This window comes from Undibacterium sp. WLX3042, from assembly GCF_049544825.1.
GTDB lineage: Bacteria > Pseudomonadota > Gammaproteobacteria > Burkholderiales > Burkholderiaceae_D > Undibacterium.
The window spans coordinates 3,158,926-3,178,184 of record NZ_CP186698.1; the positions used below are offsets into that span (position 1 = coordinate 3,158,926).

Consider the following 19,259-nt stretch of genomic DNA (forward strand, 5'->3'; position numbering starts at 1 on the left):
TTGGGTAAGGTCACACTCATTCGCACCCATTTTTGATGTCAACACCTACTTCGGTACTGACAAATGTCGTATTGACAACGGCTATACATGTGACTGTGATTCGTATATCTATTGCATATACAATCAAAGGGGAAACCATGCGCGATGCCGCCATCAATCTGCGGGCTTTGCCTGAGCAGCGAGACTTAATTGATCATGCTGCAACCCTGCTGGGCAAAAATCGTTCGGACTTCATGCTCGAAGCCGCATGCGACAAAGCACAGGCCGTGGTGCTTGATCAGGTTTTTTTCAACCTGAATACCGACAAGCTCCAACAGTTCAATGCAATGCTCAACGCCCTGCCCAGCAACAATCCTGGGCTTGAACGCCTCATGGCCGTGACGGCTCCTTGGAGCAAAGTCAAGGCATGAGTTTGCAAGCGGCGCACTTCAGCCAGTAGAGACTACCTACCTTTTGGATGGATTTGCGTACGGCGAAGCCATTTTCTAAAGATGGTAATCAACTCGGTGCACAAGGCATTAGGTTTGGTGCATCGGTACTCCAAAGCAGGATTACCACCAGCGTCAAGCTTCAACATTACCCAGCAATAAATGATTCTGTCTATAAAGACCTTGTGGCAAACATTTTCAATTGGAGATAGCCTGAGGAAGGGAGGACTGAATCATTGCGAATTTTAAATCAGGAAAGACAAAATATAGCAAAGTGTTCAGTCCTCGATTGTAGATGCATTGAATTCGTTGTTGAAAATTTCAGTCAGTTTTTTACCTAGCTCAACCCAAGCACTCTTCTTCTCATTTTTAAATGCGTGAAGCAGGTAATGTCGATCAACTTTACTCATTCCAGCAAAAACATGGTTTTGGCATTTATTAATTACATCATTTTGAATACCTAAGGCCTGCATCATTGAGGAGCCGGTTCGTCTAAGGTCGTGCGGGGTCCATGCGCCGTCCTTGCCGCCTCCAAGTACAAACGAGTTATCGTGGCGTCGATTCTTCATCGGCTTTCTTGGCTCACCATCATTGCCCTTTTTGAACATTGATTGCCGGTCCCCGACTTGTTTCGCCATAGACTTAATACACACGTGCTCGTTATGCTTATGCCTTGCTGGGAAACACCATTCCGTATCACCTGTCTCCTCAAATAGCAATCTGAACTGATTCAAGGCAAATGGAGAGAGATAAACCATCATCTCATTCACGTTGTCTTTGACGTTTTCTCGGGGTATGTACCACTCTCCCTTTTCGAAATCGACGTGCTCCCATCGCGCCATCAACATCTCTCCACTACGACAAATAGTCGAAAGTTGTATCCAAATAGCACATTGCAAAGCGATACTAATTGGACGTTCGCAGCTACGTCTGTTTGGGGCGTTATCAAATGCCAACTGCTTCTCCTTGAAGATATTGCTTAGCTCAAAGATCTCGCTTTCTGATAAGCGCCTGTTCCGCAGGTTGTCCATATCATAATCTGGACTAACGATATATTTAATTTCGATCAAGTCCATAGGATTTCCCTCTGCGAGCAGTTTACGCCACGGCTGGCGCTTTTCTGCCCAGGAAAACATCTGCGCCAGCGAGTTGCGCATGAGCACGGCTGTTCTATTCACCCCTCGTGCAACCATTTGGCGCAAAACAGACCGCAACTCATGCTCAGTGATGTCTTTGATAGGAATATGACCGATTAGGGGGAAAACATCTTTATTGAAGGTCCTATGAAGAACTTCGTTTCCATCCTTGCGCCTGACACCATCAACTATCCATGCATCAAACATATCTTTGACCGTCAAATTTTGACGCAAAAGCTCCTTAGCCTTCTGTTCTGCTTCCTTTTGCTGAGCCAGTTCCTCATCGATTAATCGTTGTCGCTCGATTGGAAGTCTATCTTTTTCAGTTTGGATGTATTCTTTGGGATCTAAACCCCTATCCCGCAAAGACTTAAAAAACAATGCTATTAAACGCGCATTTGCCAGGGATAATTTTGTGGCAGGCGGCATCTCAAAGATCTTTGCGTCAACGTCACTCAGGAATTCATTGTATTCGCCGATCGTAATGTAATTTGACTGTGTGCCAACACGGTAGGTGTACAACCAGTTCATGGAAACGACTCCTGACTGACTTTTCCTAAAGCGAACGGAAAGCCCATTGCCATCACTGAGCACCTCGGTGTTTTTGGTAGGTTTATATTTCTCGATTTTTGTTGTTGTTAATGCTGGCATATCAACCCTAGAAAATTCTTACCATTTGCTGCCCAGCGATGAGGCATTTATTTGGTAAGAACTTGGTAAGAAAAAATCCGTGGATTACAGTTTACAGCATTGGACATCACTGGACACTAAATTCACATAACTCATTGAATTAACACAGTAATTTTAATAACGTTGAATTTTATTGGATCTTATTGGACACTGAATTAAGTGCATGGGGTGCAAGGGGTAGTGTGTTCGAATCACACCGTCCCGACCAATAAAATCAAGGACTTACAAATTTCATATTTGTAAGTCCTTTTTATTTTGGGGCATTTGGTAAGAAAAAATCAGTAGCCCCCTTTAACACTGAGCCAAATTCCCTCCGCTGCTTTGCGTAACTTTTCACACTGTGATTGAACAAAAATAGCCACGCAGTCCGAAGTTCCCCCACATCATCAAAAGGACGTGAAGATTCATTTCCAAATGTATTGTTTGATTCAAATCAAATCAATAAAATTAATCAGACCTATCGTAAATCTTATCGGAGAAGGCTCACTGTGAACAAAGATGATGCTTCCGAGAAAAGTCATTGAAAAATTTTGGTTCCTGAAGGAGGTTTTGTCAGGCGAAATTTGCGGCTCATGATTCTGTCGTGTTACACCACTCTACCTAACAGGAGTAGCTCATGCATAAGTTTTTAAGCACCGTCATTTGTTGTGCGATATTTTCGCTTTCCGCGAATGTACAAGCCAGTGAACAGAATTTACCTGCCGAGAAAACAGAACATGGCGTTACCTATGTTTCTGGCGGCATAGGCTCGGATGAGTCAAATGCAATGAAACGGGCAGCTGCAAATTATCCGCTCGAGTGTATTTTCACTGTCAAATCGGCAGGTAAGGAAATTTATCTCGCTGACGTTCATGTGCGTCTCAGCGACAAACAGGGAAAAGTCTTGCTGGACACTGTTAGTGACGGGCCTTATTTATTCGCGAAGCTCGCAGACGGTTATTATCGGATTGAAGCCATCCGCGAGGGATCAACCAAAACACAGTCAATTGAAATCAAAAACGGAGCGCATAAAAAAGTAGTCTTTTCCTGGTTCGAGTAAATAGATTCAGTGATCTCTGCACAGATCACTTTTTCTGCATTCAAGCGGTCTTTCTCAGAAAAATTGATAAGGCTTTTTGAATTTCATCCCATCAGAAAAGTGATCGTTCTGCCTGCTCTTTTGCCACGGTGATTCAGGATGGTCATTCAATACACTGCTTAGCGTCTGAGTGCCAGTTCTCTGACGTTCAATTACCAGTTCTGATCATTAGTTCAGGATATCCGCAAAAGTATTTGCTGGCGACCTACGGCGACCGAGGTTTTTTTAGTCCATCCTGTACAGCAACGCGGATATGTCCGATCTCGTTGCGCGGCATGATCCGTGTTAAAGGACAACCGTCAGTCTGCGCTCATGCAATAATGTCAGCAACACAAAGAAACAGCGCCTTCAATTGCAGCTTATTTTCTCTATCACTTATGCATATTCTTTTAGTCGAAGACGATCCGGTTCTGGCAGAAGGCATCTCTCAGATGCTGCGTGAGCATGGTATGTTGGTAGATGTTGCCCATAATGGTAAAGATGCCTGTTTTATCGCTCAGGAACAAAAAATCTCTGTCATGATTCTCGATATCGGCTTGCCGGATATGGATGGGTTTGATGTCCTGCATCAGATACGGAAAATTCAGCGTAACAATTTTCCTGTTCTGATGCTGACAGCCAGAGATGCGATATCAGACAGGGTCAAAGGATTTGAACTGGGAGCAGATGATTATCTGGTCAAACCCTTTTCCACCCTGGAATTAGTCGCGCGTTTAAAAGCATTAGTCAGACGAAGTTCCCCAGCCTCTGTCGGAATCCGGCTTGGCTTATTGCATCTTGAGTCACAAACGAAACGAGCTTCCGTGGACGGCCAAAGCATTGAATTGTCTGCGCGTGAATGGACGATACTTGAATATCTGCTTAAAAATGAAAATCGGGTGGTATCCAAACAGCAAATTATCGATGCTATTTTGGCGCATGACGGCGATATTTCAGTCAATGCAATTGAAGTCTATGTTTCCCGGATACGCTTGAAATTGCAGAATGCAAGGGTAATGATCCGGACCATTCGTGGCTTTGGCTACATGCTGGAAGAGGAAAAGTGAGATTGATGAGTTCAGGGCAGCCAAGTATTCGCCGCAGTCTTTTAGGGTGGTTACTGATTCCTATCCTGATCGTGAATTTCATTGGCGGCGGGCTTGTGTACTGGCTTGCCTGGGAACCTGCACAGATTGCATTTGACCAAAGTCTGGCTGATACTTGCTGGGCGCTGGCGACCCGCTTGAATACGAACGGTGTTGGCATAAGCGTGGATCTGCCCTCTTCCGTAGAACAAGTTTTGAGGGTTGATCATATCAACACCATTTATTTTGCAATCCGCAATCAGAACAATCAGACACTGGCAGGAGATAAAGACTTCCCGCAACAAAGTGAACTGGAAAGTCTCGATGAACCTCATTTTTCGGACGACATGATGCGCGGAGAAGAAATCCGTATCGTCAGCATTAAATTCTCAGTTGGCGAACAGGTTGTCGTCATTCATGTAGGTGAAACTTTAAAGAAAAGGAATGCAATCCGTACCCGAATACTGACCGCATTAATTTTTATTGAAGGCACACTCACTTTTTTACTTCTTGGTGTGGTGTGGATTGCAGTAACCAAAGGTTTGTTACCACTGAAAAAAATACAGGCCGACCTGAATCAGCGAGATTTTGATGCACTGTCAGCGATTCCTGTGGAAGAAAATGCACTTGAGCTAGGCGCCGTCGTGACAGCCATTAACCGTTTGCTCAAAAAAATTGAAACCGGCTCGAATGCACAGCAAGAATTTCTGGCAAATATTGCGCATCAGTTACGTACGCCTCTTGCCGGATTAAAAGCGCAAATCGAATGGTTGCAGGATAAGTATGCCAGTGAGAGTACAACCGCCAGATCTGTTTCGCTGATGATGATTTCGACAGAGCGCATGATACGACAAACCAATCAGTTGCTATCGCTCGCGAGAGCAGAACCCAGCAAGTTTGAACGCAAAAGACTTGAACCGCTATCACTGGACATGATAGTGGCTGACTGTATTCCGAATTTTTTAAGTGCAGCGGATAAAAAAAATATTGATCTGGGTTTTGAGCTTTCTCCGGCACGCATTTCCGGCGATGCTTTTCTGCTGCGTGATCTGATAGAAAATCTGATAGATAACGCAATTACCTATACGCCGGAGGGCGGTATCGTCACGGTGAATACGCTCACCAAGGACAAAGAAGTTATTTTTTCAGTTGAGGATAACGGGCCGGGCATCCCGGAAGCTGAGAGAGAACTGATATTTCATCGTCACTATCGTATCTCCGAGGGTACTGGTGAGCGCGTTAATGGTAATGGTATCGGTCTTGCGATTGTTGCCGACATTGTGAAAGATCACAATGCGCAAATTACGATCAAGGATGCTGAAGCGGGCGGCACTATTTTTTCAGTGCACTTTCCGGCGATCCGTAGTGCGGAGTAAACAATAAATTTTTTGTTGTCAGGATTTTGTCAGCTTACTGTCATGTTATTGACAGTATAGGTTTGCATAATGGTTTCATGTATTAATCCCATTATGCAGAACAAAAATGACTAAACCTTGCTCTTCACTGGCAAAGTTTCATTGGGTAGTCGGGATAGCCATTGCAGCATACAGCTCTGCCCCCTCTTGCTATGCTCAGACGCTCATTGAACCGACTCAGAAACTGCCAGACCAAGCCTATAACAACAGCAGCATTTCCGGAAATCTGCCGGAAGCCGGCTTATCGCCTCTCAGTCTGGAGCGCGCGATGCAACTCGCGCTTCAGTATAACCACGACTTAAAGCTCGGGAAAACCAATGTCGACAATGCTGAAGCTGCCACCACGGTCGCAAGCGCAGCACCCAATCCCAACCTGACTATCCAGAGCAACGGAATCAATCCCAGACTAGGTATAGGTGCGGGTTCGCTGAGAAATAAAACGATCGACAGCACTCTCAGAATTGATCAGCTGATCGAACGCGGCGGTAAACGTGATTTACGGATAGAGACGGCGACGCATCTTGAAAAAGCCAGCCGGCTGGATTTCAACGATACCAGACGTCAACTCAAACAAATGGTCAGCGCTGCTTATTATGATCTCTTAGCGGCACAGCACAAACTACGTATCAGCCAGGAAAATTCAGACTCTTATCAAGCCACGCTGAATGCAGCGAATAAACGAAAAAAATCGGGAGATATTTCTGGTGCCGACGTTGCCCGGGTACGCATCGATGCTTTACGCGCTGAAAACGATCTGCTCCAGTCTGCCAACGAGCTAAAACGTGCACAAAGTGCCCTGGCTTTGCTAATGGGAATAAAAGAAAATTTCCAGTCTATACGTGTGGCTAACGACTGGCCTGCCACTGATAATTTTCCAGCAAGCTTGCCGCCTGATGAATTGATTCAGAAACGCTCCGACGTTGCAGCGGCGAAGGCGCGTCTGGAAGCGGCGCTCACAGCAAGAAAATTAGCCTTAGCGGCAAAAACCCGTGACATCACCGTTGGTCTGCAGTTTGAACACTATCCAACCAGTCCGGCAAATCAGCTTGGTTCAGGAAACAGCTACGGGATTTCTGTGCAAATCCCTTTATTTACCCGCTATGAATTTCAGGGCGAAATCCGGGCTGCCGAAGTTGCGGTTGATGCGGCACAAGAGAACTTAGCAAAAACAACGGATGCTGCACGCAGCGAATTAAACCTGCAAATTGAATCGCTGCAGACAACCAAAACACAGCTGGCTCGCGTTCAAAACGAATTGCTCCCTGCAGCCCGCAAATCAGCAGAAGCCACTGAATTTGCTTTTAAAAACGGCGCAGTACCAGTCATGGATGTGCTGGACGCACGACGGACATACCGGTCTATCGAACTGGATGCGATCTATACAAAAGCTGATCTGGCAAAAGCAGGCATGTCTCTGCGTATCAGTCTGGAAGAATTGGAACAAAAATGAAATTACGTCATTTATCTATTGTGATTATCACGCTTGCCTTAGCAGGTATTACTGTCATCTATTCCGGCAAGCGGGTCACCGCTGCTGAAACAAAATCAGAGACGCCTCCCATAGCGAAAGCAGAGATCGGAAAAATAAGCTACCCGGCAAATGCACCGCAGCTGGCTTCAATCAAATTAACAGCTATAAGTGAGGTTAGCTTACCGATTGCGGACACGATGAATGGCAAACTTGCTTATGATGAAAACGTCACCAGCCGTATCAGCTCGCCGGTCGCAGGACGTGTCATCCGCTCCACTGTTGAAATTGGCGATTACGTCAAGAAAGATACTCCCCTTCTGATACTGGATTCGCCGGATATGGCAACGGCAGACGCTGATTTTGCAAAAGCGAAAGCGGATCAGCAACGAAAAAAATTGAATCTGGACCGGGCGCAAAAGTTACTCGAGCAGGAAGTGATTGCGCGTAAGGATGTTGAATCTGCCGAAGCCGATTATCTGCAGGCTGCAGCAGAAACAAAACGTGCCGGTTTGCGCATGCGTAACCTGAATGCACATGGTAGCGAAAATGGGCAATTCGTACTGAAAGCCCCGATCAGCGGGCTGATCAGCGATAAACAAATTAATCCCGGGCTGGAAGTGCGTCCTGATGCCGCGGCTCCCTTGTTGACGATAACGGATTTAAACCGATTGTGGGTACTCATTGATGTGCCGGAACGGTATATCAGCAATATCAAGAACGGACAAAAGATACAGCTTGAATTTGACGCCTATCCCGATCAGATCTTTGATGCAATTGTTGATCGTGTTGGTTTAGCGCTCGATCCAACGACGCGGCGCATACAAATCAGGGGCGTCTTAAATAACAAAGACATGAAGCTGCGCCCCGAAATGTTTGCGCGTGTCTCCTTTTTGGCTGATAACGATAAGAAAGCGTTTCGGATACCCAATTCTGCTTTGATCGTTGAAGGTCTGTATAACTACGTCTTCCTGGAAAAACGCCCGGGTGAATTTCAAAAACAAAAAATCAATATTGTGCGCAAAGACCGTGATGTCAGTTATGCCGACGTTGCGTCGAACACTGAACTGAACAACAAACAACGCATCGTTGAAGAAGGCGCGCTGTTACTCAACGCTGAGGTTGCATCACATGCTCAATAAATTTGTTGATTTTGTCCTGACCCAGCGCGTTTTTGTTTTAGTTCTGACGGTCGCCTTAATTTTCTTCGGCTATCGCGCGATGAGCAATTTGCCGATTGAAGCGTTTCCTGACGTGCAGGATGTACAAGTGCAGATTGTCACGCAATACCAGGGACAGGCAGCCGAAGAAGTTGAACGTGCAGTGACATTGCCAATAGAACGCGAAATGAGCGGCGTTCCCGGGCAGACGCAATTACGCTCCGTTTCGATTACAGGATTGTCTGTGGTCACCATCACATTTAAAGATGGAACCGATGATTATTTCGCACGCCAGCAGGTGCTCGAAAGACTGCAAGGTGTCACACTGCCCACAGGTGTACAGGCGACAATTGCGCCGCTGACGACAGCCGTCGGTGAAATCTACCGCTATGTGCTGGAAGTTCCTAAGGAAATGTCCGAAAACGATGCGCGCAGTTTGCAAGACTGGACGATACGTCCGGAATTACGCATTGTTTCCGGTGTCGCCGACGTGGTCAGTTTTGGTGGTACGGTCAAAGAATATCAGGTGCAGGTTGATCCGAACGCTTTAAAACGTTATGGCGTCACGCTCGACCAGGTCAGTCAGGCATTAACCAACAACAGCAGCAATGTCGGCGGCGGCACGATACGCCGTGGCGATGAAGCGCTGGTCGTTCGTGGTCAGGGCTTATTCGAAAAGAAAGAAGACATCGGTCGCGTCATTATCAATGCAAAGAACGGAAAAACTGTGTTGGTATCCGATGTGGCGGACGTAGAAATCACACATCACCCCCGTTCCGGCATCGTCTCGTACAACCAGGGTGACAGCTACGTGCTGGGTATCGTGCAGATGACCAAAGGCGGTAATGCAGCGAAAATCATTGATGAGTTAAAGAAAAAAATAGACATCGTCAATGCCAAGTTACCACGGGGTGTCAAAATACGTCCGATCTATGATCGCACTGATTTACTGCATCATACGATCATGACTGTTTTTGAGAATCTGGTCGTCGGTGCTGTTCTGGTCGTCGCGATTCTGATTGTCTTCCTGCGTAACTGGCGCGCTGCCCTGATTGTCGTCACGGTGATTCCCTTATCGCTGATGTGCGCGTTCATTATGCTTGATCTGCGGGGGATTCCGGCCAATCTGATCTCGCTGGGTGCAGTGGATTTCGGCATCATTATCGACAGCGCTGTCGTATTGGTGGAAGCATTAATGGTGAGGCTGGCGCTGAAACATAACGAGGAACATGGCAATTTGTTCCTGTGGCGAAAACACATACTCAAAGATACCGTGGTCGAAATGGGCCCCCCTATTCTGTTTGCTAAAGCCATCATTATTCTGGCGTTTATTCCCATCTTCACGTTTCAACGGGTGGAAGGAAAAATATTCTCACCAGTCGCGCTGACCTTAAGTTTTGCCATGCTCGGCGCTCTGATTCTGACGATCACCCTGATTCCGACTTTGCTGACACTGACAATGAAAAAACACAGTCTCGCGGAGCGACACAGTCAGTGGTTGGAGAATGCACAACAGTTTTACCGGGAACTGCTCCATTCTGCAGTAAAGAAAAAACGTGGTGTGATTCTGATCTCGACATCTATTCTTGTTGTCACATTAGGTCTCGCTCCGCAATTGGGCAGTGAATTTTTACCAAAACTTGATGAAGGAAATATCTGGCTGACCATCAGCCTGCCACCATCTACGGCGTTGGAAAAAACTAAGGATATAGAACGTCAGGTACGATCGATTTTACTCAGCTATCCGGAAGTCAAATCCGTTGTGGCTCACGTCGGCCGACCAGATGATGGCACGGACCCGAAAGGTCCGAATAATATGGAAATTCTGGCCGAACTCAAACCGCACAGTGAATGGAAATTTAAAGATAAAGAAAGTCTGATCGCCAATATGACTGCCAAAATCGGCGTCTTACCCGGCGTTCCGACCAATTTTTCACAGGTCATTCAGGATAATGTTGAAGAGTCTCTGTCCGGCGTCAAAGGAGAAATTGCGATCAAAATCTTCGGTCCGGATCTGGACGTTCTGACGCAGAAAAGCGAACAGATTGCCAACATCTTACGTGGCATAGAAGGCGCGACGGACGTCGATGCCGTCAAAATCGGCGGGCAAACTGAACTCAACATCGTGATCGATCGCGAAAAAATTGCGCGCTTAGGTATTAACGTGGCAGACGTTAATACCGTGATTCAAACCGCGCTCGCCGATTATCCGGTGAATACTTTTTTTGAAGGTGACAAGCGGTTTGATATCACGATTCGTCTGAAAGCGGCTTACCGCAATTCCATCGACAGCATCGGCACATTACAGGTTAACTTACCTAACGGCGCGGGAACCATAGACCTTGCCGATATTGCCAAAATCGTTCTAAAACAAGGCGCGAGCCGCATCAGCCGTGAAGCCGGCGGTCGCAATACGTCGGTGAAGGCAAACTTACTGGGTAGGGATCAGGGAAGCTTTGTTGCTGAAGCACAAAAGAAAGTCAGTGAACAAGTGAATTTGCCACCAGGTTACTTTATAACCTGGGGCGGTCAGTTTGAAAATCAACAGCGTGCTGTGAAGCGTCTGGCGATCATTGTTCCAGTGACTATTTTCATGATTTTCGCTTTGTTATTCTGGGCATTCAAATCAATCAGGATGGCCTTACTTGTACTGGTCATGGTGCCATTTACCATGGTTGGTGGCATTGCCGGTCTCGCTGTCGCAGGTCTGCATTTTTCAGTATCTGCTGCAGTCGGTTTCATTGCTGTTGCAGGTATTTCTGTGCAAAACGGCGTCATCATGCTGGAACAAATTCTTGATTTCGAAAGAAAGAACGATATGAATTTCCCCAGCGCGATTGAAGGTGCCGTTGCCCGTTTACGCCCTATTCTGATGACAGCCTTGATGGCAGGACTGGGATTATTGCCTGCCGCACTATCTCATGGAATCGGATCAGAAACACAGCGACCATTTGCGGTGGTGATTGTGGGAGGAATTATTACTGCGACTGTTTTCACTTTACTGTTGTTACCTCTGAGCTATTCGCTGTTTAAAGATAAAGCCAGGGAGGAAGAGTAAAGTTGATGAAGGCACCTCAGTTCACCGCTTTAAGCATTTCTGCTTTTCTTGGCTGTGTTGCTACTATACCTGCGTATAGTACGGATTCAATGGTCGCATGCCGCATATTTGGCTCATGGAGGGAATGTGCGTCCATTGCTCGGGCAGGCGATATGAAGGAAAAACAGGCTAAGGAACTGGGACCTCCATCAGCAGAGAAGGCAAAGCTGTATGTTGTTCGTTCAGGGTTGGTTGCGGCGAGCTTACCAACCAGCGTCAGTCTTGATCAGAAAGACATTGCTTCTCTGGCACCCGATACCTTCATCACACTGGAAATTTCGCCGGGCAAACATCAATTAGATGTTGTCACATTCAGTGGCGATCAGATAGAAAACGATTTCAAAGGTGGTGTAAGCTATTTCTATAAGGTCAACCTCGGGATTAACTTCCATAAAAGAAGCGAACACATTACAACGATAAGTCGATCAGAGATACAAGGTCTGATGGCACAGCTGTATATGGCAAAAATTAAACAACAGACTCCGGAGTGAGCAAGTGAAGAACATATTTAAAATTATTTCCCTGGCTTGTCTGTTGATGTGTGCAGCAGGATGCCAGAAAGCCGTCAGAGAACATGAGCTATTCACATACAAGATCCAAGGTGATAGCAATAGTAACTTGTACCCCCTCGAAGTCAGCGAGGTCAACGAAGATGTTGTGATCAAATTAAAAAAAACGCATCTCGCCCGCAGATATTTTCGCTTGATCAGGCAGGGAGAGCGTCAGAATTTAACTTTGAAGCTGAGGGAAAGACCTTAACTGTTCCGGCGAAATTCAGCCATATCGTTTTACGTCATGCTGGAGACAGTGAAGTCGGAATTATCAGAGAAAAAGCAAGAAATTAATGCCCGGAATTGTGCAAACTGAATTCGTCTTATCAGATGCCACGCATACAATAAAAAGTAAAAAAAATGCATAAGGCAACCACAAATTTTAATCTTTTGTTGATTCAACTCACATCCGGCTTTGATATTAAGAATAGACTTGCAAGAGTAGTTTCAATTTTTTTCTATGAACCAGCCAAAGGACATTGCCATGACGTCACGTCGCCAATTCATTTTCAAAACTATTCCGGTCGTTGCTCTTACCATGTCAGCCAGCGGACTGACGCAGGCGCAAGCGCAAAAGATCGCGGAAACTGATGCTGCTGCAGTAGCATTGGGTTATAAAAACGATGCAACGAAAGTCGATGCCAAGAAGTTCCCTGCCTATGCAGCAGGAAAAACCTGCTCCAACTGCATGCTGTTTCAAGGTAAAGCTACTGACAGCTGGGCTGCCTGTGGTGCCATGGGTAACAAGCTGGTCAACGCCAAAGGCTGGTGCGCAGCCTGGGCTAAGAAAGCCTAAGCAAGGCTGAATCTGCAGGTTTCCGGTTATACATCGGAAACCTGCCTGCATCGTATTGATGTCTTTGCTACATACGGTGCTACACATGGTTCCACTGTGTTTATCAACACCTGCCTTACCGAGCCTGCGCTATTCAGGTTTATAAGCCAGCATACCAACCAAGGCTGATTTGCCCGAGTGTTGCGTTCCTTCATTTAACACTTCTTCGTAAAAACACATCTCCCTGATATCCAGCGCAGAAAAAGAATCACGTAGCAATTCTTCTGTGTAAAGATGAGTAATGTCAGGCGGTCCACCAGTTTTATACTCAAGCTGAGCAGGGCTGTATCCCTGAAGAATCAGAACACCGCCGGGTTTCAGTGCGCGTATCATGTTCGAAAACAGACGTGCTCTCATTTCAGGATCAGCAAACTGGACAAAAATCGCAACGACCGCATCGTAATGTGCAGGCGTCCAGTCAAAGTGATCGCAATCAGCAACAACAAAATTAACATCGACATTTCTCTGCTGCGCCAATTTCTTTGCTTTACTCACGCCGACCGGCGAAATATCAAACGCCGTTGTGATTAAACCTTGCTCTGCAAGCCAGACGCTGTTGCGCCCCTCTCCGTCAGCAACAACCAGTGCATGCATGCCCGGATGGAGCGCACCTTGGCAACGGATAAGGAAATGATTGGCTTCAGTTCCGAAAATATATTCGTCGCAAGAAAATCGTTTGCTCCAAGTTTCCTCAGGGTTGTTGAATCGGGGGGCTGTCGTTTGTATCGTCATGATGAATTAAAAACGGCAAATTTGTTTTTGTAAACGGATCGCCAGACCACCCACTCCACCGCCATTGACCACATTGGTATACCCCATGTCCGACAGCATGTTTTTTGCAGAAGCAGAACGGGCACCTGACTGACAATACACGATAACGTGCGTCCCCTTGTCTGGTACAACGCTGCAAATCCGGTCACTGACCTCACCCAAAGGCAAAGAAACAGCACCAGCGATGTATCCCGACTGATATTCACCAACAGAGCGGACGTCGATCAGCATTGCATTTGTCGGCAATTCCTGCTCAGCACCGGCAAATGCGCCAATTAATTTACCAAATAAATTCATTTTTCAACTTTCCTTTATTTATCCAGACGTTCTATACCGAGTAGTTTCAACACATATTTCTCGTAAATTGGCTCGGATGTACCCGCTTTCATTTTATGCAGAAAATATTTTTCAAAAGCGATTTTAGCGAGATGTACCCATTGCCCTTTTTTAAACCAGGCGACATTCCGGGGGGGGATCTGCGGTAAAGCGACAAAAGCCGCTCCGGTATCCCCCATATCAGCCAGACAAATGGCATTCCAAGAACCCTTGGCATTTGCGGGCGTACCAGCTAGATCAGCCTCAATGTTGTGCACAATCGCGGTAATCATGCTTTCTATCATGTATCCCGTTTTCGGTGCACCTGTGGCCACCGGTGTCACTTCTACCGGTGGAATGGCGACACAGACACCGGCGGAAAAAATATTCCGGTATTTTTTACTGCGCTGATTTTCATCGATAATCACAAAGCCGCGCGGATTGCATAAACCTTCAACCGCCGCGACGGGATCAACGCCGCGAAACGCCGGCAACATCATGCTGTATTTAAACGGTAGCTCATGCTCTTTTTTAAGATTACCCATGTCGTCCATCTCGCTGACAAACATTTTTCCATCTTCAACACGGGTGGTCTTGGCATTACAAATCCACTTAATGTCATGGTTACGAAACTCGCTTTCCAGCATCGATTTTGAGTCACCGACACCACCAAGCCCCAGATGACCGATGTAAGGTTCGCTGGTGACATAGGTAATCGGAACTTTGTTGCGCAATTTACGTTTTTTCAAATCTCTGTTGAAAATAAATGCAAACTCATACGCAGGACCAAAACATGACGCTCCCGGCATCGCGCCAATAATTGCGTGCCCTGGATCTTCCAGGAATTTCTGATATTCCTGGTAAGCATGCTCTGCATGATCGACAGAGCAAATGGATTGAGTATATCCGTTCACCGGTCCGGCACCCGGCACCTCATCAAATGCGAGCTTAGGTCCCGTAGTGATGACTAAAAAATCGTACGCAACAACAGTGCCGTCACTGACGGTCAGCGTATTATTCTCAGGCTCAATACGCACAACAGCCTGCGCAATAAATTCAATACCTTTCTTTTCGAGATAGGGACGAATCGGGAATGTAATTGCATCACGCTGACGCCAGCCAACAGCAACCCAAGGATTTGAAGGTACAAACTGAAAATAATCAACCGCATTAATTACAGTAATGCGATGTGAAGCATCCAGTTTTTCGCGCAATTCATACGCTGCCGGCATACCGCCAGTACCCGCGCCCAATATAACGATATGTGCCATGGTGTCTCCTCCAGAGTGTCGATTATTAATGTGCGCTGATTACTTCTGCGGTAATATGCTGCGCACCCATGCAACTATTTGCGAAGCGGGCATCACTCCGCTCTGCCGTCCGATTTCCTGCCCCTGACACATCAGAAGCAAAGTCGGAATACTGCGAATGCCATAGCGCTGGCTGGCCATCGGTGCCGCATCGCTGTCGACTTTAATAAAACGGATGTCTGGCGCGCTTCTTGCCGCTTCAGCGAATTGCGGCGCCATCGCCCGGCAAGGACCACACCAGTCGGCCCAGAAATCAATCAAGACCGGCAATTCTGTCTTTTCGATGAATTTAGGTAAGGCCTGTTCACTGATTGCGACCGGCGCTCTCGCCATTAACTCGGTACCGCACTTGCCGCAGACCGGATGCTCCTGTAAACGTTCATCTGCAACCCGGTTAGTGGCACTGCATACAGGACAAACTAGATGCATACAATTTCTCCTCGTCAGATAAATGTGATGTCCGACAAACACGAAAATGACTGCCGGATTCGTTTGACATCACTGCACTCAGGGCAATCAGTTACCGCCTTTGACACCTAGTTTGCGCAGAATACTCTCCATCAGACACCATTTAGTCAGGCCGCTCTGAAATAAGTTAATACCGACAAAAGCTGTAAAAGCCAGCCACCACTGATTGACGAAAACGGGGCTACCGGGAATGCCCAGTGCCAGACTTAAGAGGATGAAAAAACCTGCGATAACGCGTACTGCTTGCCAGCTGTTCATAATAAGCTCCTTAGTGAGATTGAGTTTGCGATGAATATTGATGCTGATACGCCGTGAAATACAGCAATGGAATGATCACGAGGGTCAACAATGTTGAAACAAAAATACCGAAAATCAGCGAGATGGCGAGTCCGTTAAAAATAGGATCATCGAGAATAAAAAACGCGCCCATCATAGCGGCCAGACCCGTCAGTGCAATCGGTTGAGCACGGGTGATGGCAGAACTGACCACTGCGTCTTTAAACGCCATTCCCGCTGCAACCTGTACATGAATAAAATCAACCAGAAGGATGGAGTTACGCACAATAATGCCGGCCAGCGCGATCATGCCTATCATGCTGGTGGCGGTATATTGAGCACCAAGCAGCGCGTGCCCTGGCATGACGCCAATGATGGTGAGCGGGATCGGTGCCATGATAATCAGCGGCGTCAGATAGGAGCCGAACTGCGCGACCACCAGCAAGTAAATCAGCACCAGTCCGACCGCATAGGCTGCGCCCATATCGCGGAAAGTCTCATAAGTCACCTGCCATTCGCCATCCCACTTCAGACTGAAGCCGCGATAGGTGTCGGCCGGAGTACTGATAAAGTACTCGTTGATTGCACCACCAACCGGGGTCTGCACTTTGGCAATATCCGAACGCATAGCGAACATGCCATAGAGCGGACTGTCGATAGCACCAGCCATGTCACCGGTCACATAATTCACGGCAGCGCCGTCTTTGTGATAAACCGGCTGCTCTCTTACCGTATCGCTGATCGTTACCAGTTCACGTACCGGAACAATATTGCCCTGTGCATTCTTCACACCGAGAGACAATAGCTGATCAATATTACCCTGATCACTGACAGGCAAATGCAGATTAACGGATGCCGGATATTTACTTTCATCGTGAATATACGTCGTGGCATCACCGGCAAGGCCAGCACGCAGCGTGGTGACGATCGCCATTTGCGAGACACCGAGCTTGGAGGCTTTGCGTTTATCAATCAAAATGAATTTTCGCGGTGCATCAACGATACTCGTGTCATCAACATCGACCACGCCTGTTGTTTTTTCAAACACAGCACGAACAGATTTCGCCACCTGTCGGCGTCCCTCATCGGTCGGGCCATAAATTTCGGCTACGATCGGTGCCAGCACTGGGGGACCGGGTGGTACTTCGATGATTTTCACATTCGCGGAATAGCGTCTGCCGATCTCCTGTAAAGCCGGTCTGACTCGGGTTGCAATGACATGGCTTTTTTCGGTGCGATGATGTTTGTCAGCCAGATTAACCTGTATATCACCAAGCTCACCGGCGGCACGTAAATAATACTGACGTACCAATCCATTGAAATTAATCGGTGCAGCCGTACCGGCATAGGCCTGATAATCTGTGACTTCCGGCACGGTTTGTAAATATGCCCCCAGCTCGTGTAATACTGCTGCCGTTTTTTCCACTGGCGTACCGGCAGGCATATCGACGACAACCTGAAATTCGGATTTATTATCAAAAGGCAGCATTTTCAATTGCACTAAGCCCAGTACCGGCAACAGCACAGAAAGAGCAATCAGAATCGCAACCCCTGCACCCAATTTACGCCGGTTACCCGCACCAGTTTTTTCTTCCAGAAAAGGCCTGAAGGCTTTACTGAATACCGGTGCCAGTTTTGCCGCAATACCATCTCCGCCGTGATAACCCTCTTTCATCCACAATCTAGCCAGCCAGGGTGTGACAACAAAGGCGATCGCTAAGGACAACAGCATCCCCATACTGGCATTGATCGGTATCGGGCTCATGTACGGTCCCATCAGACCAGTCACAAAGGCCATCGGCAACAATGCTGCAATCACCGTCAGCGTAGCAAGAATGGTCGGTCCACCCACTTCATCGACTGCAGCAGGAATAATTTCCGGCAGCGTCTTAGCTGGGAATAAGGCCTGATGGCGATGAATATTTTCCACTACCACAATCGCGTCATCGACCAGTATCCCGATAGAGAAAATCAGGGCGAACAAGGACACACGGTTCAGAGTAAAACCCCATGCCCAGGAAGCGAACAGTGTTACTGTCAAGGTCAGAATCACTGCAGTACCGACGATTGCTGCTTCGCGACGTCCAAGGGCCAGGAATACCAGAGCAACAACGGATGCGGTAGCAAACAGTAATTTCTGAATTAATTTTTTTGCCTTGTCGTCTGCTGTTTGACCATAATTGCGCGTCGCCGTCATTTCTACGTCGCCGGGAATGACGGTATTACGCAAAGTCTCTGCTCGCGCAATTACGGCAGTCGCCACATCGACCGCGTTCTGCCCCGGTTTTTTTGTGACCGCGATGGTGACTGCCGGATATTCAGCTGCATCCTTACCGGCCACGCCATACCAAACAAATTTGCTTGCCGGTAAAGCACCGTCTTCCACTTTAGCGACATCCTGTAAAAACACAGGCTTGCCGGACCTCACCCCGACTACCAGTTCACCTACGCTCTGGGCATCACGCAGAAATGCGCCGGCATCAACCTGAATCGTATGATTGCCTGCGACAAGATCGCCACTGGGCATACCTGAATTAGCTGATTGCAGACTGTTGCGTAAATCAGCGATCGTCAATCCATTTGCCGAGAGTCTTGCAGGATCCAGTTCAACATTGATAGCCCTTCCCGGCCCACCAATCGTCATTACTTCACGCGTTCCTTTAACGCGCTTTAACTCCGCTTCAACACTATGCGCAACACGTTCGATATCAAACGCGCCGCTTTGTTGATTTTTACTCCAGAGTGTCAGTGAAACGATAGGAACATCATCAATACCTTTGGGTTTAATTAAGGGTTCAGACGTACCCAGATTAGCTGGCAACCAGTCGCGGTTACTATGCACCGTGTTATACAGACGCACCAAGGCGTCTGTGCGCGGCACCCCCACTTCGAACTGCACTGTCATAATAGCGATACCGGGACGCGACACCGATGTCACATGTTCGACATTTTCTATCTGGCTTAACACCTGCTCAGCAGGAATAGCCACCATCTGTTCAACATCTTTTACCGAAGCCCCGGGAAAAGGAATCAGCACATTTGCCATCGTCACATTAATTTGTGGTTCTTCCTCTCTGGGCGTTACCAGTACCGCAAACAGGCCGAGTAAAAATGCCACTAACGCCAGCAGCGGTGTGATTTGGGCAGTCTGAAAAAAAGCCGCGATACGCCCGGATATTCCCAATATCTTATTCATA

The 19,259-nt window shown here is 47.3% G+C and carries 16 protein-coding genes; 9 read left to right on the forward strand and 7 right to left on the reverse strand.

Annotated elements, in window-relative coordinates; all coding sequences use genetic code 11:
* The first annotated feature begins 137 nt into the window (after positions 1–137).
* The gene (locus tag ACPAOP_RS14285) at positions 138–410 is read left to right on the forward strand and encodes a DUF1778 domain-containing protein (protein WP_423681784.1); all 273 of its coding nucleotides are present in this window, start codon (positions 138–140) and stop codon (positions 408–410) included.
* Positions 411–706: 296 nt separating this feature from the next.
* On the opposite strand, the gene ACPAOP_RS14290 is transcribed toward ACPAOP_RS14285, so the two are convergent.
* Positions 707–2,215, reverse strand: coding sequence for a tyrosine-type recombinase/integrase (locus tag ACPAOP_RS14290; protein ID WP_423681782.1), 1,509 nt, complete (start codon positions 2,213–2,215; stop codon positions 707–709).
* Positions 2,216–2,870: 655 nt separating this feature from the next.
* Between ACPAOP_RS14290 and ACPAOP_RS14295 the strand changes: the two genes are divergently transcribed.
* From ACPAOP_RS14295 to ACPAOP_RS14330, 8 genes are all read left to right on the forward strand, one after another.
* Positions 2,871–3,293 (forward strand): hypothetical protein, encoded by a 423-nt coding sequence (locus tag ACPAOP_RS14295; protein ID WP_423708463.1) that lies wholly within the window; start codon positions 2,871–2,873, stop codon positions 3,291–3,293.
* Between the two features lie 416 nt (positions 3,294–3,709).
* Positions 3,710–4,378, forward strand: coding sequence for a response regulator transcription factor (locus ACPAOP_RS14300; protein ID WP_423681779.1), 669 nt, complete (start codon positions 3,710–3,712; stop codon positions 4,376–4,378).
* 5 nt (positions 4,379–4,383) lie between these two features.
* Positions 4,384–5,772 (forward strand): sensor histidine kinase, encoded by a 1,389-nt coding sequence (locus ACPAOP_RS14305; RefSeq protein WP_423708464.1) that lies wholly within the window; start codon positions 4,384–4,386, stop codon positions 5,770–5,772.
* Between the two features lie 106 nt (positions 5,773–5,878).
* Complete coding sequence (locus ACPAOP_RS14310; protein WP_423708465.1) at positions 5,879–7,261, forward strand: TolC family protein; 1,383 nt, start codon at positions 5,879–5,881, stop codon at positions 7,259–7,261.
* Positions 7,258–8,421: an efflux RND transporter periplasmic adaptor subunit gene (locus tag ACPAOP_RS14315; protein WP_423708466.1), complete on the forward strand. Its 1,164-nt coding sequence runs from the start codon at positions 7,258–7,260 to the stop codon at positions 8,419–8,421. The genes ACPAOP_RS14310 and ACPAOP_RS14315 overlap by 4 nt, the downstream gene beginning before the upstream one ends.
* Positions 8,411–11,497: an efflux RND transporter permease subunit gene (locus ACPAOP_RS14320; RefSeq protein WP_423708467.1), complete on the forward strand. Its 3,087-nt coding sequence runs from the start codon at positions 8,411–8,413 to the stop codon at positions 11,495–11,497. Before ACPAOP_RS14315 ends, ACPAOP_RS14320 begins: the two co-directional genes overlap by 11 nt.
* Before the next feature lie 152 nt (positions 11,498–11,649).
* Positions 11,650–12,027 carry a hypothetical protein gene (locus tag ACPAOP_RS14325; RefSeq protein WP_423708468.1) on the forward strand — a complete coding sequence of 126 codons (378 nt, stop codon included), beginning with the start codon at positions 11,650–11,652 and terminating at the stop codon, positions 12,025–12,027.
* Between the two features lie 544 nt (positions 12,028–12,571).
* Positions 12,572–12,883 (forward strand): high-potential iron-sulfur protein, encoded by a 312-nt coding sequence (locus ACPAOP_RS14330; RefSeq protein ID WP_423681771.1) that lies wholly within the window; start codon positions 12,572–12,574, stop codon positions 12,881–12,883.
* A gap of 129 nt (positions 12,884–13,012) precedes the next feature.
* Here ACPAOP_RS14330 and ACPAOP_RS14335 read toward each other — a convergent pair whose 3' ends face one another.
* From ACPAOP_RS14335 to ACPAOP_RS14360, 6 genes are all read right to left on the reverse strand, one after another.
* Entirely contained in the window at positions 13,013–13,654 is a 642-nt protein-coding gene (locus tag ACPAOP_RS14335) for a class I SAM-dependent methyltransferase (protein WP_423681770.1), read from the reverse strand.
* A gap of 6 nt (positions 13,655–13,660) precedes the next feature.
* Complete coding sequence (locus tag ACPAOP_RS14340; RefSeq protein ID WP_423708469.1) at positions 13,661–13,990, reverse strand: rhodanese-like domain-containing protein; 330 nt, start codon at positions 13,988–13,990, stop codon at positions 13,661–13,663.
* Positions 13,991–14,004: 14 nt separating this feature from the next.
* The gene (locus ACPAOP_RS14345) at positions 14,005–15,279 is read right to left on the reverse strand and encodes an NAD(P)/FAD-dependent oxidoreductase (protein ID WP_423681768.1); all 1,275 of its coding nucleotides are present in this window, start codon (positions 15,277–15,279) and stop codon (positions 14,005–14,007) included.
* A 39-nt stretch (positions 15,280–15,318) separates the two neighbouring features.
* Positions 15,319–15,747, reverse strand: a complete 429-nt coding sequence (gene trxC / locus ACPAOP_RS14350; protein ID WP_423708470.1) for a thioredoxin TrxC — start codon at positions 15,745–15,747, stop codon at positions 15,319–15,321.
* Positions 15,748–15,834: 87 nt separating this feature from the next.
* Complete coding sequence (locus ACPAOP_RS14355; protein ID WP_423681764.1) at positions 15,835–16,044, reverse strand: YgaP family membrane protein; 210 nt, start codon at positions 16,042–16,044, stop codon at positions 15,835–15,837.
* Positions 16,045–16,054: 10 nt separating this feature from the next.
* Positions 16,055–19,258 (reverse strand): efflux RND transporter permease subunit, encoded by a 3,204-nt coding sequence (locus ACPAOP_RS14360; protein WP_423708471.1) that lies wholly within the window; start codon positions 19,256–19,258, stop codon positions 16,055–16,057.
* Between the last annotated feature and the right edge of the window lies 1 nt (position 19,259).